The organism is Pseudomonas sp. HC1(2025) (assembly GCF_058742075.1).
Window position 1 is genome coordinate 1,904,121 of sequence record NZ_CP196017.1, and the last position, 14,197, is coordinate 1,918,317.

Annotated in this window: 12 protein-coding genes and 4 tRNA genes; 15 read left to right on the forward strand and 1 reads right to left on the reverse strand. The window is 60.4% G+C overall.

The genetic code is table 11. The features are described from left to right. Positions 1 to 50 precede the first annotated feature (50 nt). The 7 genes from ACSSVH_RS08470 (at position 51) to ACSSVH_RS08500 (ending at position 4,706) form a co-directional block, all read left to right on the forward strand. Positions 51 to 608, forward strand: coding sequence for a CvpA family protein (locus ACSSVH_RS08470; RefSeq protein ID WP_169953471.1), 558 nt, complete (start codon positions 51 to 53; stop codon positions 606 to 608). Between the two features lie 41 nt (positions 609 to 649). After that, entirely contained in the window at positions 650 to 2,155 is a 1,506-nt protein-coding gene (gene purF / locus ACSSVH_RS08475) for an amidophosphoribosyltransferase (RefSeq protein WP_169953473.1), read from the forward strand. Between the two features lie 66 nt (positions 2,156 to 2,221). Further along, a complete protein-coding gene (locus ACSSVH_RS08480) occupies positions 2,222 to 3,433 on the forward strand; it encodes an O-succinylhomoserine sulfhydrylase (protein ID WP_169953475.1) in 1,212 nt (403 codons plus the stop codon). Between the two features lie 11 nt (positions 3,434 to 3,444). Further along, positions 3,445 to 4,209, forward strand: a complete 765-nt coding sequence (locus ACSSVH_RS08485; protein ID WP_170043540.1) for an SDR family oxidoreductase — start codon at positions 3,445 to 3,447, stop codon at positions 4,207 to 4,209. 107 nt (positions 4,210 to 4,316) lie between these two features. Next, positions 4,317 to 4,392 (forward strand) — tRNA-Val (locus ACSSVH_RS08490). 55 nt (positions 4,393 to 4,447) lie between these two features. Next, positions 4,448 to 4,524: transfer RNA gene (locus tag ACSSVH_RS08495), tRNA-Asp, on the forward strand. 105 nt (positions 4,525 to 4,629) lie between these two features. Next, positions 4,630 to 4,706 (forward strand) — tRNA-Asp (locus ACSSVH_RS08500). Positions 4,707 to 4,870: 164 nt separating this feature from the next. On the opposite strand, the gene ACSSVH_RS08505 is transcribed toward ACSSVH_RS08500, so the two are convergent. Further along, positions 4,871 to 6,154: an NAD(P)/FAD-dependent oxidoreductase gene (locus tag ACSSVH_RS08505; RefSeq protein ID WP_492634350.1), complete on the reverse strand. Its 1,284-nt coding sequence runs from the start codon at positions 6,152 to 6,154 to the stop codon at positions 4,871 to 4,873. 184 nt (positions 6,155 to 6,338) lie between these two features. On the opposite strand from ACSSVH_RS08505, the gene ACSSVH_RS08510 reads away from it, so the two are divergent. The 8 genes from ACSSVH_RS08510 (at position 6,339) to pcp (ending at position 14,184) form a co-directional block, all read left to right on the forward strand. Then, a tRNA-Val gene (locus ACSSVH_RS08510) sits at positions 6,339 to 6,415 on the forward strand. Between the two features lie 328 nt (positions 6,416 to 6,743). Continuing rightward, complete coding sequence (locus tag ACSSVH_RS08515) at positions 6,744 to 7,265, forward strand: sigma-70 family RNA polymerase sigma factor (RefSeq protein WP_169953477.1); 522 nt, start codon at positions 6,744 to 6,746, stop codon at positions 7,263 to 7,265. Beyond that, positions 7,262 to 8,104: a FecR family protein gene (locus ACSSVH_RS08520; protein WP_492634351.1), complete on the forward strand. Its 843-nt coding sequence runs from the start codon at positions 7,262 to 7,264 to the stop codon at positions 8,102 to 8,104. Before ACSSVH_RS08515 ends, ACSSVH_RS08520 begins: the two co-directional genes overlap by 4 nt. A gap of 76 nt (positions 8,105 to 8,180) precedes the next feature. After that, positions 8,181 to 10,628, forward strand: a complete 2,448-nt coding sequence (locus ACSSVH_RS08525; protein WP_492634352.1) for a TonB-dependent receptor — start codon at positions 8,181 to 8,183, stop codon at positions 10,626 to 10,628. A 139-nt stretch (positions 10,629 to 10,767) separates the two neighbouring features. Beyond that, complete coding sequence (locus ACSSVH_RS08530; protein WP_169953546.1) at positions 10,768 to 11,604, forward strand: 5'-nucleotidase, lipoprotein e(P4) family; 837 nt, start codon at positions 10,768 to 10,770, stop codon at positions 11,602 to 11,604. Positions 11,605 to 11,865: 261 nt separating this feature from the next. Beyond that, positions 11,866 to 12,591, forward strand: coding sequence for a DUF969 domain-containing protein (locus ACSSVH_RS08535; RefSeq protein ID WP_492634353.1), 726 nt, complete (start codon positions 11,866 to 11,868; stop codon positions 12,589 to 12,591). Continuing rightward, positions 12,588 to 13,538, forward strand: a complete 951-nt coding sequence (locus ACSSVH_RS08540; protein WP_170043456.1) for a DUF979 domain-containing protein — start codon at positions 12,588 to 12,590, stop codon at positions 13,536 to 13,538. Before ACSSVH_RS08535 ends, ACSSVH_RS08540 begins: the two co-directional genes overlap by 4 nt. Before the next feature lie 7 nt (positions 13,539 to 13,545). Beyond that, positions 13,546 to 14,184 carry a pyroglutamyl-peptidase I gene (gene pcp / locus ACSSVH_RS08545; RefSeq protein WP_170043457.1) on the forward strand — a complete coding sequence of 213 codons (639 nt, stop codon included), beginning with the start codon at positions 13,546 to 13,548 and terminating at the stop codon, positions 14,182 to 14,184. The last annotated feature ends 13 nt before the right edge of the window (positions 14,185 to 14,197 follow it).

The window sequence follows — 14,197 nt, forward strand, 5'->3', positions numbered from 1 at the left end:
GCCCGGCGCTCTGCTAAAATGCGCCGCCTTATCCGTCTGTAGGCTGCACTGTGCCATTTACCTGGGTTGATTGGGCGATCGTAGCCATCATCGCCATCTCCGCATTGATCAGTCTAAGCCGCGGCTTCGTCAAAGAAGCATTATCGCTGCTGACCTGGATCGTTGCAGGAGTCGTCGCCTGGATGTTCGGCGGATCCCTGGCCGTTTACCTGGCCGGTTATATCGAAACACCTTCGGCTCGTGTCATCGCGGGCTGCGCCATCATGTTCATCGCCACGCTGCTGGTGGGAGCAATGGTCAATTATCTTATCGGCGAATTGATACGTGTCACCGGCCTCTCCGGGACCGATCGATTTCTCGGCATGGCCTTCGGTGCCGCGCGTGGCGCGCTGCTGGTGGTTATTGCGGTCGGGCTGTTGAGCCTGGGCCCGGTACAGCAGGATTCGTGGTGGCAGGAGTCGAGTCTCGTGCCAAAATTTCTATTAGTTGCAGACTGGTCCAAGAACCTCATATTGGGGTGGAGCAGTCAGTGGCTGGCCAGCGGAATCAGCGTACCCGCTGATCTTCCGTTCAAGGAGCACCTCTTGCCGGGCAACACGCCGCAGTAAGTAGTGTTCAGTCAAGATTCATTAAGTAGGGGTTGCGTCGCATGTGTGGCATCGTCGGTATCGTCGGTAAGTCGAACGTCAATCAGGCGCTGTATGACGCGCTAACCGTCCTCCAGCACCGCGGCCAGGACGCTGCCGGTATTGTGACCAGCCACGACGGCCGGTTATTCCTGCGCAAGGACAATGGCCTGGTACGTGACGTGTTCCATCAGCGTCACATGCAGCGCCTGGTCGGGCACATGGGCATTGGCCATGTGCGTTATCCGACTGCCGGTAGCTCGACTTCGGCCGAAGCTCAACCGTTTTACGTCAACTCGCCATACGGCATTACCTTGGCGCACAACGGCAACCTGACCAACGTTGAGCAACTGGCCAAGGAGATTTACGAATCTGACCTGCGCCACGTCAACACCAATTCCGACTCGGAAGTGCTGCTTAACGTGTTCGCCCACGAACTGGCCCAGCGCGGCAAGTTGCAGCCGACCGAAGAAGACGTGTTCGCCGCCGTGACAGACGTGCACAACCGCTGCGTGGGTGGCTACGCGGTCGTGGCAATGATCACCGGCTACGGGATCGTCGGTTTCCGCGACCCCCACGGCATCCGCCCGATCGTGTTCGGCCAGCGCCATACCGACGAAGGCGTCGAGTACATGATCGCCTCCGAAAGCGTGTCCCTGGATGTGCTGGGTTTCACCCTGGTGCGTGACCTGGCGCCGGGCGAAGCGGTGTACATCACCGAAGATGGCAAGCTGCATACCCGTCAGTGCGCGATCAACCCGAAACTCACCCCATGCATCTTCGAGCACGTCTACCTGGCGCGTCCGGATTCGATCATCGACGGTGTCTCGGTGTACAAGGCGCGCCTGCGCATGGGTGAGAAGCTCGCCGAGAAGATCCTGCGCGAGCGTCCGGAGCACGACATTGACGTGGTCATCCCGATCCCGGATACCAGCCGTACCGCCGCGCTGGAGCTGGCCACTCGCCTGGGCGTCAAGTTCCGCGAAGGTTTCGTCAAGAACCGCTACATCGGCCGCACCTTCATCATGCCGGGCCAGGCGGCTCGCAAGAAGTCGGTACGCCAGAAGCTCAACGCCATCGAGCTGGAGTTCCGCGGCAAGAACGTGATGCTGGTGGATGACTCCATCGTGCGGGGTACCACGTGCAAGCAGATCATCCAGATGGCCCGTGAAGCCGGGGCGAAGAACGTGTACTTCTGTTCCGCTGCGCCTGCGGTGCGGTACCCGAACGTGTACGGCATCGACATGCCGAGCGCCCACGAGTTGATTGCGCACAATCGTTCGACCCAGGATGTGGCTGACCTGATCGGCGCTGATTGGCTGATCTATCAGGATCTTCCTGACTTGATCGAAGCGGTTGGCGGCGGCAAGATCAAGATCGAGCATTTCGATTGCGCAGTTTTCGATGGCAAGTACGTGACCGGTGATGTCGACGAGGCTTACCTGAACAAGATCGAGCAGGCGCGTAACGACTCCTCCAAGATCAAGACCCAGGCGGTCAGCGCGATCATCGATCTGTACAACAACTGAGTAACTACCGGCCCTGAGGGGCCGGTTTTGTATCTTAAATAAAGAATTGAGTGAAGGAGTGGCAGCATGAGTCAGGAATGGGATGCCGGTCGGTTGGACAGCGACCTCGATGGCGTGGCTTTCGATACCCTGGCTGTGCGCGCCGGCCAGCACCGCACGCCGGAAGGTGAGCATGGTGACCCGATGTTCTTCACCTCCAGCTACGTGTTCCGCACTGCGGCAGACGCGGCGGCACGCTTTGCTGGCGAAGTGCCGGGTAACGTCTATTCCCGCTACACCAACCCGACGGTACGCGCTTTCGAAGAGCGCATCGCGGCACTGGAGGGGGCAGAGCAGGCCGTCGCCACGGCAACTGGCATGGCGGCCATCCTCGCGGTGGTCATGAGCCTGTGCAGTGCCGGTGACCACGTGTTGGTGTCGCGCAGTGTGTTTGGTTCGACCATCAGTCTCTTCGAGAAGTACTTCAAGCGCTTTGGCATTGAAGTCGACTACGTGCCGCTGGCGGACCTTTCTGCCTGGGATGGGGCCATCAAGGCCAATACCAAATTGCTGTTCGTCGAATCGCCGTCCAACCCGTTGGCAGAGCTGGTGGATATCGCCGCCCTCGCCGAAGTGGCCCACGCCAAAGGTGCGATGTTGGTGGTGGATAACTGCTTCTGCACGCCTGCCTTGCAGCAGCCGCTGAAGCTGGGCGCAGATATTGTGGTGCATTCGGCCACCAAGTTCATCGACGGCCAGGGGCGTTGCATGGGCGGCGTGGTGGCCGGCCGTGGCGAGCAAATGAAGGAAGTAGTGGGTTTCTTGCGTACCGCTGGCCCGACTCTGAGCCCGTTCAATGCCTGGATTTTCCTCAAGGGCCTGGAAACCCTCAGCCTGCGGATGAAGGCCCATTGCGCCAACGCCCAGGCCCTGGCCGAGTGGCTGGAGCAGCAGGACGGCATCGAGAAAGTCCACTACGCCGGCTTGAAGAGCCATCCGCAACACGAACTGGCCCAGCGTCAGCAGCGTGGGTTCGGTGCGGTGGTCAGTTTCGAGGTCAAGGGTGGCAAGGAGGGCGCATGGCGCTTTATCGACGCCACGCGCCTGATTTCCATCACCGCCAACCTGGGTGATAGCAAGACCACCATTACCCATCCAAGCACCACTTCCCATGGCCGCCTGGCCCCTCAGGAGCGTGAGGCGGCCGGTATCCGCGACAGCCTGATCCGCGTTGCGGTGGGGCTGGAAGACGTGGCTGACTTGCAGGCCGACCTGGCTCGCGGGCTGGCTGCCTTGTGATCGAGTGGTCCCTGGAGGCGGCTGGCGCCAGTAATGGCAGGGTCGCGTTGGTGACAGGTGCGGCGCGGGGTATCGGCCTGGGGATCGCGGCCTGGTTGGTCAGCGAAGGCTGGCAAGTGGTGTTGGCCGATCTGGATCGCGAGCGGGGCGCCAAGGTGTCCAAGGTGCTGGGCGATAACGCCTGGTTTATCACCATGGATGTGGCCGATGAGCAGCAGGTGGCGCTGGGAGTTGCCGAGGTGCTGGGCCAGTTCGGGCGCCTGGATGCGCTGGTGTGCAATGCTGCTGTGGCTGATCCGCGCAATATCACGCTGGATAGCCTGGACCTGGCGTACTGGAACCGGGTGCTGGCGGTGAACCTCAGTGGGCCGATGTTGCTGGCCAAGCACTGCGCACCTTATCTGCGGGCCCATGGTGGCTCCATCGTCAACCTGGCCTCGACCCGGGCCCGGCAGTCGGAGCCGGACACCGAGGCCTATGCGGCGAGCAAGGGCGGCCTGTTAGCCCTGACGCACGCGCTGGCCATCAGTCTTGGGCCGGAGGTGCGGGTCAACGCCGTCAGCCCTGGCTGGATCGACGCCCGTGATCCCGCTGCGCGCCGTGCAGAGCCACTGAGTGACGCCGATCATGCGCAGCATCCTGCGGGCCGGGTAGGCACGGTTGAGGATGTGGCGGCTATGGTGGCATGGCTGCTGTCGCGTAGCGCGGGGTTTGTCACCGGGCAAGAGTTCGTGGTGGATGGTGGCATGAGCAAGAAGATGATTTACAGCGAGTAGAGCGGGGAGCGGTCTTGAAGCGATTTTGTCTTTTTCAGAAAAACTTCAAGCAGGCTCTTGACTTAGGTCCGCTACCTGCGTAAATTTCGCGGCCTCAACGAAGCAAAGGGTGATTAGCTCAGCTGGGAGAGCATCTGCCTTACAAGCAGAGGGTCGGCGGTTCGATCCCGTCATCACCCACCACTTCTTGAGAGTTTTGCCCTAGGGCAAGACGCAACGTTAAAGGTTGCACCGACGCGCAGCGGTAGTTCAGTCGGTTAGAATACCGGCCTGTCACGCCGGGGGTCGCGGGTTCGAGTCCCGTCCGCTGCGCCATATTTTCCAGGTCCGATGTTTCGGATTTGAGATTGAACAGCCAAGGCTGCTCAGTCAGATGTTTGAAGGCGGTTGAAGGTGACACTTCGGCAGTCTGAGCGATACGCAGCGGTAGTTCAGTCGGTTAGAATACCGGCCTGTCACGCCGGGGGTCGCGGGTTCGAGTCCCGTCCGCTGCGCCATATCTGTTCCAGGGTCCACTGAACACCCTGAGAGCGCCAAGAAGAGCTTTATGCTTGATTGGATCGATAGCAAAGACCCTGGTCGAAAGACCGGGGTTTTTTGTGTCTGCGATTTGATGATGCAACTTGTAGGAGCCGGCTTGCCGGCTCCTACAGGGTATCGATCAGAAACCCAGCTTGTCCCGCAGCCCGTAGTACCACGCGCCCAGCGCCGCAAATGGCGTGCGCAGCAGTTGGCCGCCCGGGAACGGGTAGTGCGGCAGGTCGGCAAACGCATCAAAACGTTCTGCCTGGCCTCTGAGGGCTTCGGCCAGTACCTTGCCTGCCAGGTGCGTATACGTCACGCCGTGGCCGCTACAGCCTTGGGAGTAGTAGATGTTGTCGCCGATGCGGCCGACCTGGGGCAGGCGCGAGAGGGTTAGCAGGAAGTTGCCGGTCCAGGCGTAGTCGATTTTTACATCCTTCAATTGTGGAAAGGCCTTGAGCATCTTCGGCCGGATGATCGCTTCGATGTTCGCCGGGTCCCGCGCGCCATACACCACGCCACCGCCGAAGATCAGGCGCTTGTCGCTGGTCAGTCGGTAGTAGTCGAGCAAGTAGTTGCAATCTTCGACGCAGAAGTCCTGGGGCAGCAGGCTTTTAGCCAGCTCATCACCCAGGGGCGCTGTGGTAATCACTTGTGTGCCGCAAGGCATCGACTTGGCCGCCAACTCGGGCACCAGGTTGCCCAGGTAGGCATTGCCGGCGACGATGATGAATTTGGCCTTCACCTTGCCTTGGGCGGTGTGGACGACAGGGTTGGCGCCACGCTCGATGCGCACGGCGGCGGACTGTTCGTAGATCGTGCCACCCAGGGACTCCACGGCTGCCGCTTCACCCAATGCCAGGTTGAGCGGATGGATATGCCCGCTACTCATGTCCAGCAGGCCGCCCACGTAGTTCTCACAGGCCACCACCTCGCGGATGCGCCGCTCGTCGAGCAGTTCCAATTGAGTATGGCCGTAGCGTTCCCACAAGCGCTTCTGCGACTCCAGGTGGCCCATGTGCTTGCTATTGAGCGCGGCGAATACACCGCCGTCCTTCAAATCGCACTGGATCTGGTACTTGGCGACCCGCTCACGAATGATCCTGCCGCCCTCGAATGCCATTTGCCCCAATAGCTGTGCCTGCTGCGCACCGACGCTACGCTCGATCACATCGATATCACGGCTGTAGCTGTTGACGATCTGGCCACCATTGCGCCCGGATGCACCGAAACCTACCTTCGCGGCTTCCAGCACCGTCACACGAAAGCCGTTCTCCAGCAGGAACAGCGCGCTCGACAACCCGGTATAGCCCGCACCGATCACGCATACATCGGTTTCGACTTCACCTTGCAGCACTGGCCGGGGAGGTACCGCATTGGCGGACGCGGCGTAATAGGACTGGGGGTAGGGGGTGTTCGCCATACTGGAACCTCTGTTTTATATTTTTTACGAGTGCGCCGATCCTACCTCAGTTGAAAATGCCCTGCCAGCCACCCGGAAAAAGCAGCGGCGCCAATAAAAAATAAAAAATTCGCATATTCATAGGCTTAGCTGCAAAAAAGGTGTTGACACCCCTCGGGAATTCCGTAGAATGCCGCCTCACAGCAGGCACGTAGCTCAGTTGGTTAGAGCACCACCTTGACATGGTGGGGGTCGTTGGTTCGAGTCCAATCGCGCCTACCAAACAAAATCCGCTCTGCTGGGCGGTCTAGAAGGGCTCACCGAAAGGTGGGCCCTTTTTTGTTGCCTGGGATTTCATGCAAAGCTTCGCGCCGACAATTGCACTGCACCTTCAGGTCGGCTTTCAGCTTCATGTTTCTGCGCTTGAAGGCCGACGACCTACCCGGTGGAGGTAGCGTTGCTCATCCCGAGAAATTTGCCATTTCTGACCCGCTTAGCGATTGCGCCTAAAGGTCCATCTCTACGCTTCAAATGTAAAACATTCGCATTTATACTGCGCGCAATCGCACCTTTCTCCAGGTCTCCCGTTCCTCTCATCGCGCAGGTCATTGTGCAGGCCGACCCTCCAAAACCCACACTGTTGGCAGCATTGGTTCGGCACTACGACGAGTTGGTGGATCATGTGCGCCGGCGTTTTGGCGAACGGATTTTCGCTCGTGAGGTGATACACGACTTGTGCCTGCAGTTGCTTGAGCAGGATGAAAAGCAAGGTGTGCGCACGCCAGTGGCCTTGTTGCGCAAGATCGCCAGCGATATGGCGATCAGCCGGTATCGCAGCGAGCGTCGGCGCCAGGGTTGGGTGGTCGGTGTTTCGGTGTTGCCACAAGTGGTCTGCGGTGCGCCGAGCCAGGAGCGTCATCTTGATGGGGAAAGGGCCCTGGAGCTGCTGACCGAGGCGATTGCCAGTCTGCCGCCGCGCTGCCAAATGGTGTTTGTCATGCACAAAGTGCATGAACTGCCCCAGGCCGAAGTGGCTGCGCGCCTGGGTATTTCCCTGAAAACCGTCGAAAAGCACCTGCGCCTGGGCATGGGGATGTGCCGCGCACATCTAGGCTCGGAGGTCTTGCCATGAGTCGCGACCCGCACAAGAGCAAGGACTTCAGCCAGGAAGACGAGGCCATCGCACGGGTTCGTGAGGACCTCAAGCAACGATTTCCGTTGCCCCCGCCGACGCCCGCGAAAAACAAACGCCCGGCAGGAAAAACCCTCGGGCTGCTGCTGTTGGCGATTGTTGCAGGTGTGGCCTGGATTGATCCTGCCTACCGCAGCGAGCATGTTGCCAGCCAGGTAGGGCAGCGCCAGGCGCTGCTGCTGGCTGATGGCACTCAGGTGTTGCTCGACAGCAACACCGAGATGACGATCAGTTGGCACCTGCGCAGCCGCCAGGTCGAGCTGAAGGCGGGGCAGGCGTTGTTTGAAGTGTCGCCGATGGTCTACCGGCCGTTTCTGGTCGATGCCGGGTTGGCTGTGGTGCGAGTGGTGGGCACCCGTTTTAACGTCAGGCGCCAGGAACAGGATGTGCAGGTCACGGTGGCTGAAGGCAGGGTCGCCGTGCGTGCGGCCGCTACGGGGGCAGTGGCTGCGCTGGAGCCCGGGCAGCAGTTGCGTGTGCATAAGGGGCAAGAGGCTCGGTTGGGACGGGTGGACGTGGATGACGTCACCGCCTGGCAACAAAGCCGGCTGGTCTTTGAAAGCACTCCGCTCGAAGACGTCATCGACACACTGCAGCGCTATCACCGCCAGCCCATAAGGCTCATGGACCCCAGGCTTGCGCGCCTGCCGGTTTCCGGTGTGTTTGACAGTGGTCACGTTGATCGCTTGCTGGCGCTGTTGCCCGGGATCCTGCCGGTGCGCGTTTCCACTGCGGCCGATGGCTCGGTCCTGATCGATTCCCCCGGCCAGAAAAAATAATCTTCAACCGAGGTAGGGTTGCGCCGCAGTGCTGACGGCTATCTCCCTGTAACCCTACTTCGTGGAGAATAAAAACGTGAGTCAGTCCTTCCTGCGCGCGCCGGTGCGCATGTCCTTGCTGGCCAGCAGCTTGCTCCTGAGCCAATGGTCGTTGGCAGAATCTGCACCGGTTGATTTCGATGTCCCGGCCGCATCGCTGGAGAAATCCCTGAATGCCGTAGCCCGGCAATCTTCGGCACAGATCCTGTTCGCCAGTGAAATCACGGCCGGCAAGACCGCACCGGCCTTGCGCGGGCGCTACACATTGCAGGAAGCGCTTGAACGGTTGCTCGGCCAAAGCGGGCTGACGGTGCAGGCGCGTGATGAGCAAACGTTCCTGGTGGTCCAGGGGCATACCGCCAACACCTCCCAGGCGCCGGCCCCCACGCCAGGCACAATGGAGCTGTCCAGCCTGACCATCAGCGCCTCGCGGCTCGACAGCGACCTGGTGCCCCAGGCTCGCCAGGTCAATGTCATCGAACACAAACAGTTGGAGCAACTGCGCCAGGGCTCGGACAGCCTGGCCACCTTGCTGGCCAAGAGCATCCCGGGCATGGCCGACTCAAGCCGGACCATTACCGACTACGGGCAAACCTTGCGCGGGCGGACGATGCTGGTGCTGGTCGACGGTGTTCCGCTCAATACCAACCGCGATTCCTCGCGCAACCTGGCGAACATCGACCCCGCGCTGATCGAGCGTATCGAAGTGATCCGTGGCAGCAGTGCGATCTACGGCGCCGGTGCGACTGGAGGCATCATCTCCATCACGACGCGTCCGGCAGGCGGCGAGCCGCGAGCGACCACCAGCCTGAGCGCCGTCTCGCCCTTGAGCAAACTGGGTAGCGATGGCCTGGGCGGCCAGTTGCAGCATCATGTTGCCGGGTCCCAGGGCCGGGTGGATTACGCACTGGACTTTGGTGCCCGCCACATTGGCGCCTCCTACGACGCCAAGGGGCACCGCCTTGCGCCAGAGCCAAGCCAGGGCGATCTGTTCGACTCCAATACCTTCAATGTCGGCGGCAAGTTGGGCTTGCGCCTTGATGATGTGCAGCGCATCCAGCTTTCTGCCAGCCATTACAACGCCGAGCAAAACAGCGACTACACCTCCGACCCGTCCGTGGCCAGGCTTCCTGCGGGCTCGGTGCCTGCGCGCCCGTTGTCCGGCCTTTCGTTGGAGGAGCAGAACCAGATCAAAAACACCCTGCTCAACCTGGAGTACGCCCATGCCGACGTGCTGGGCGGCACGCTCAATGCGCAGATCTACTACCGGGACTACTTCACCCGGTTCACGCCGTTCGATGCCCGCGCAGTGGCGACCCGTGGACGCAATGTCGACCAGGTCATGCAGAACAGTGAAGTGTTTGGCAGCCGGGTCACGCTACGCACGCCGCTGGGGAGCCAGGGCAACACAGAGTTGTTATGGGGCGCTGACTTCAACCAGGAGCGCAGCGACATGCCCATCGACATCTTCGACCCGCGAGCCTTTGACGCCAGCGGCGGCAGGGTGTTTGACAAGATCGGCAAGCTCACCTACATGCCCGACCTGACAACCCGCAGCCTTGGCGGCTTTGCGCAGTTGCAGCATAAGCTCAACGAACAATGGTCGGTGGAAGGCGGCGTACGCTACGAATATGCCACTGCCCAGTACGATGACTTTATCCCGCTCTCGGAGTCGGCAGCGACCCAGCCGGCCACTGTTCGCGGGGGCAAGGTGCATTATGATTCGGTGCTGTCCAACATCAGCCTGACCTACTCGCCGGTAGCGGGCCAGGAGGTCTACGCGGCGTTCAGCCAGGGCTTCCAGCTGCCCGATATCGGGGTGCAAATGCGCAATGCCCGGCGTGGATTCGATATCGGCTCCTCCAACCTTGAGCCGGTGAAAACCAACAACTACGAACTGGGCTGGCGCGGCGCGCTGGGCGAGCAGACATTGGCCTCGCTGGCCGTGTTCTACACCACGTCCAAGCTTGGGGATGTGCAGAGTTTCAACAATGGCCTGATCCTGACCCGCACCCAAGAGCGAATCTACGGTGTGGAAGGCAGTGCCGACTGGCTGACCGACGATGAGCGCTGGGGCGCCGGCGGCACCTTTACCTGGATCAAAGGCCGGGAGCAGCCCGAAGGCCGTGGCTGGCAAGACATGACCGGGTATCGCATCCCGCCGCTCAAACTGACCGCGTACCTGGAGTTCAAGCCGACTGAAGCCTGGAGCAACCGCTTGCAGGCCAACTTTTTTGACGGCGCCGACTATCGCCTGGATGGTGTTGCCAGCTTTGGGCGGCGCAAGGTCGACAGTTACACCACCGTCGATATGATCAGCCAGTACCAATTCAGTGAAAATGATCAGGTCAGCATGGGGATCCAGAACCTGTTCAATCGCAGTTACTACCCGCTTTACAGTCAACTGATGCGTAGCAGCAACAACACCAGCCACCTGCCTGCGCCAGGTACCGTACTGACGGCGAGCTACACACATCAGTGGTAAACCGCACAGTGTGTGCGCAAGTTGCGTCTGATTGATCCATGATCGCGACACCCATATTGAGCCGGCCTGCCGGGTGTTATAGAACAACACCCTTGCAGTGCCTGCTGAGGCTGTCTAGAGCTTAACTATGGGTTTGAAAATGAAAGTAGAGAAAACCAACAAGATCCTGGCCGCTCCCATTCTCTTCTCGCTTTTGATGCTTCAGTGCGCGCCCGCATGGTCCGGGCAAGTCACAGGCGCTGTTTCCAATGATTTGACGGCAGCCGTTGCCTGGAGGCAGACGGCTGCTGAATTCGAGGCGCTCTACTATCAAGGTTTCAACGTCGCCAAGATGCGCCTGGACAGCGCTCTGCAAGCGCATAAGGCCGGTGATCGGCCGTTGGCGATCATCAGTGACATCGACGACACCGTGTTGAGCAGCAATAGCTATTGGGGCTACATGATCAATTCGGACAAAGAGTTCTTCGATGATGCCGCCTGGGACCAATGGGTGGCTGAAAACGGCCCGGTGGCCACCCCCGGTGCAGTGGAGTTCTTGAGTTATGCGCAAGCCAAAGGGGTCGAGGTTTTCTACGTCACGAGCCGTGACCAGGGCGAAAAAACCTATGAGTACGCCTTGGCCAACCTGCGTAAGAACAAGCTGCCCTTTGCCGATGAAAAGCACCTGACGGTTTATCGCGACTCTTCCAATAAAGAGCCCCGGCAGATAGAAATTGCCAAGGATTATGAGGTGGTCGTGATGCTGGGCGACAACCTCAATGACTTCAAACGCAAGTACTACGTGTCTGATGTGCAGCAACGCATGGCGTTGATGACCGAGGATAAACAACAGTTCGGGCGCAAGTTTATTCTCTTCCCCAACCCCACCGATGGGCATTGGCTCAAAGCCATCTTTGGTGATTCCGAGCCGCCCGCCACACCGCAAAACAGCGCCAAATTCAAGGCTGCAGCCGGCTCCAAGGCTTGGCAGCCCTGATCAAGCAGGTTGACCCAAAAGGGCTTGCCACGGTTTGAGCCTTGCACATCGTGGCAAGCCCTGATTGGATTACATCCCCTCACAAACTTTATTGATTTGCAGCAACAATTTTTCTTGTTGGACACCCTCCGCTCCAAGCGGCAAAGATGCCCGCCAGTGACCCTCGACCTACCCGGTCAATAATAAAAATCCGCGTCGGGCTGCCCGTTATCGTTTATCGGCGATGCAGGCGTCGCAGCACGCAATCAAGGACTCAACGCCATGCAAACTGTTGTGAACCTGTGGCCGCTGATTGGCGTGCTCGTCATCGTGGTCGGCTTTGTGTTGCGCTTCAATCCGTTGCTGGTGGTAACGGCGGCGGCGATTGCCACCGGATTTGCTGCGCACTTCCCCCTGGAAAAAATCCTCGCCACCATGGGCGATGGCTTCCTGCAGACCCGCGCCTTGCAACTGATCCTGTTGCTGCCCCTGGCCGTTATCGGCCTGCTGGAGCGCCATGGCCTGCGCCTGCACGCGCAGAACTGGATTGCGCGCTTCGAGCGCGCCACCGTCGGGCGCCTGCTGATCATCTATCTGTTTGTTCGTGAGTCCACGGCGGCCATGGGCCTGACCAGCCTTGGCGGGCACCCGCAAATGGTGCGCCCGTTGCTGGCGCCCATGGCGGAAGGCGCTGCCGAGAAACGCTTCGGAAAACTGCCGGACAAGGTGCGGCACAAGGTCCTGGCGATGTGCGCCGCCACAGACAACGTGGGGCTGTTTTTTGGTGAAGACATCTTCGTGGCCTTTGGTGCGATTGCCCTGATGCATACCTTCCTGCTGGGTTCGGGTATTGATGTCGAGCCGCTGCATATTGCGGTGTGGGGCATCCCCACGGCGATTTGTGCGTTCATTGTGCATGCCATACGCTTGTATCGCTTTGACCGAAGGCTGACGCGTGAACTGACGGCCACTGCGCCAGTCACCGCTCAGTCGGAGGCCGCGCAATGATCATTTCCATCCAATACCTGTACTGGCTCGCCGGCGTTTTGTTGCTGATTACGGCGGGCATGATCCTGGCTGACCGGACCCATCCCAAGCGTTGGTCAAGCGCGTTGTTCTGGTTGCTGTTCGCCATTCCGTTTTTGGTGGGCGAGCACCTGCCGTCGGTGGTGGTGGGTGTTGGCGTGGTGCTGATGGCACTGATCGCCGGGCTCGGCGGGGTAGGGCGTGGCACCCATGCCGAGTTGCATGACAAGGCGTCCCGCGCCAGCGCTGGCCGGCTGGGCCATAAACTATTTATTCCGGCCCTGGCCATTCCGTTGACCACGGTGATTGGCTCGGTGCTGCTCAAGCACACCGAGATTGGTGGCGTGCCGCTGTTGGATCCGAAGAACACCACGTTCGTGTCCCTGGGGCTCGGTTGCCTGATTGCCCTGGGGTTGGCCTGCTGGCTGACCCGCGATACGCCGGTGCAGGCCTTGCGTGAATCGCGACGCCTGACCGAAGCCCTGGGCTGGGCCATGGTGCTGCCGCAGATGCTGGCCATGCTCGGCCTGCTGTTCAACGAAGCCGGCGTTGGCACGGCCGTGGCTCATGTCACCACCACCTACATCAACCTGGATTACAAGTTGGTGGCGGTGATGGTCTACGTGCTGGGCATGGCGCTGTTCACCGTGATCATGGGTAACGGCTTCGCCGCCTTCCCGGTCATGACCGGCGGGGTTGGCGTGCCGGTACTGGTGGGCATTTATGGCGGCAACCCGGCGGTGATGGCGGCCATCGGCATGTTTTCCGGGTACTGCGGCACGCTGATGACCCCGATGGCGGCGAACTTCAATATTGTGCCTGCGGCGCTCCTGGAGTTGCCGGACAAAAACGCGGTGATCAAGGCGCAGATGCCCACGGCGTTGATGATGTTGCTGGTCAATATCGTCCTTCTTTATGTATTGATGTGAGGTGGTGATGGGGACTGTGCTGCTGACGGGTTTCGAGCCGTTCGATCAAGACCTGATCAACCCGTCCTGGGAGGCAGTGCGCCTGCTGGATGGGGTGCAACTGCAAGACGGGGTGACAATCGTCGCCCGCCAATTGCCCTGTGCCTTCGCCACTGCCGGCGCCTGCCTGGAACAGTTATTGGCCGAGCATCGACCGCAACTGGTGATTGCTACCGGGCTGGGGCCTGGGCGCAGTGATATTTCCATCGAGCGGGTTGCGATCAATCTCAACGATGCACGGATCCCGGACAACCTCGGTGCCCAGCCCGTGGATACGGCAGTGATTCCTGGGGGGCCTGCTGCCTACTTCAGCACCTTGCCGGTCAAGGCCATGGTCAAGGCGCTACGCACGGCCGGAATTGCCGCCTCGGTCTCGCACACAGCGGGCACTTTCGTATGCAATCAGGTGTTCTACAGCTTGCAGCATGCGTTGGCGGGGTCAGGAGTGCGCAGTGGGTTTATCCATGTGCCTTTTCTGCCAGGGCAGGCGGCCGAGCCTCAGCCCTCGATGGCGTTGGCGACAACGGTTGAAGGGCTGCGGGTGGCAATCCTGGCCGCCTGGAATACGCCACGTGACATCGCCGAGAGCGCTGGCCAGGTCTGCTGATGACGGCCGATCC

Excerpts from the sequence above, each read along its gene's own strand:
- purF (WP_169953473.1), top strand. The coding sequence starts at position 650 with ATGTGTGGCATCGTCGGTATCGTCGGTAAGTCGAACGTCAATCAGGCG.
- ACSSVH_RS08480 (WP_169953475.1), top strand. The coding sequence starts at position 2,222 with ATGAGTCAGGAATGGGATGCCGGTCGGTTGGACAGCGACCTCGATGGC.
- ACSSVH_RS08505 (WP_492634350.1), bottom strand. The coding sequence starts at position 6,154 with ATGGCGAACACCCCCTACCCCCAGTCCTATTACGCCGCGTCCGCCAAT.
- ACSSVH_RS08520 (WP_492634351.1), top strand. The coding sequence starts at position 7,262 with ATGAGTCGCGACCCGCACAAGAGCAAGGACTTCAGCCAGGAAGACGAG.
- ACSSVH_RS08530 (WP_169953546.1), top strand. The coding sequence starts at position 10,768 with ATGAAAGTAGAGAAAACCAACAAGATCCTGGCCGCTCCCATTCTCTTC.
- ACSSVH_RS08535 (WP_492634353.1), top strand. The coding sequence starts at position 11,866 with ATGCAAACTGTTGTGAACCTGTGGCCGCTGATTGGCGTGCTCGTCATC.
- ACSSVH_RS08540 (WP_170043456.1), top strand. The coding sequence starts at position 12,588 with ATGATCATTTCCATCCAATACCTGTACTGGCTCGCCGGCGTTTTGTTG.
- pcp (WP_170043457.1), top strand. The coding sequence starts at position 13,546 with ATGGGGACTGTGCTGCTGACGGGTTTCGAGCCGTTCGATCAAGACCTG.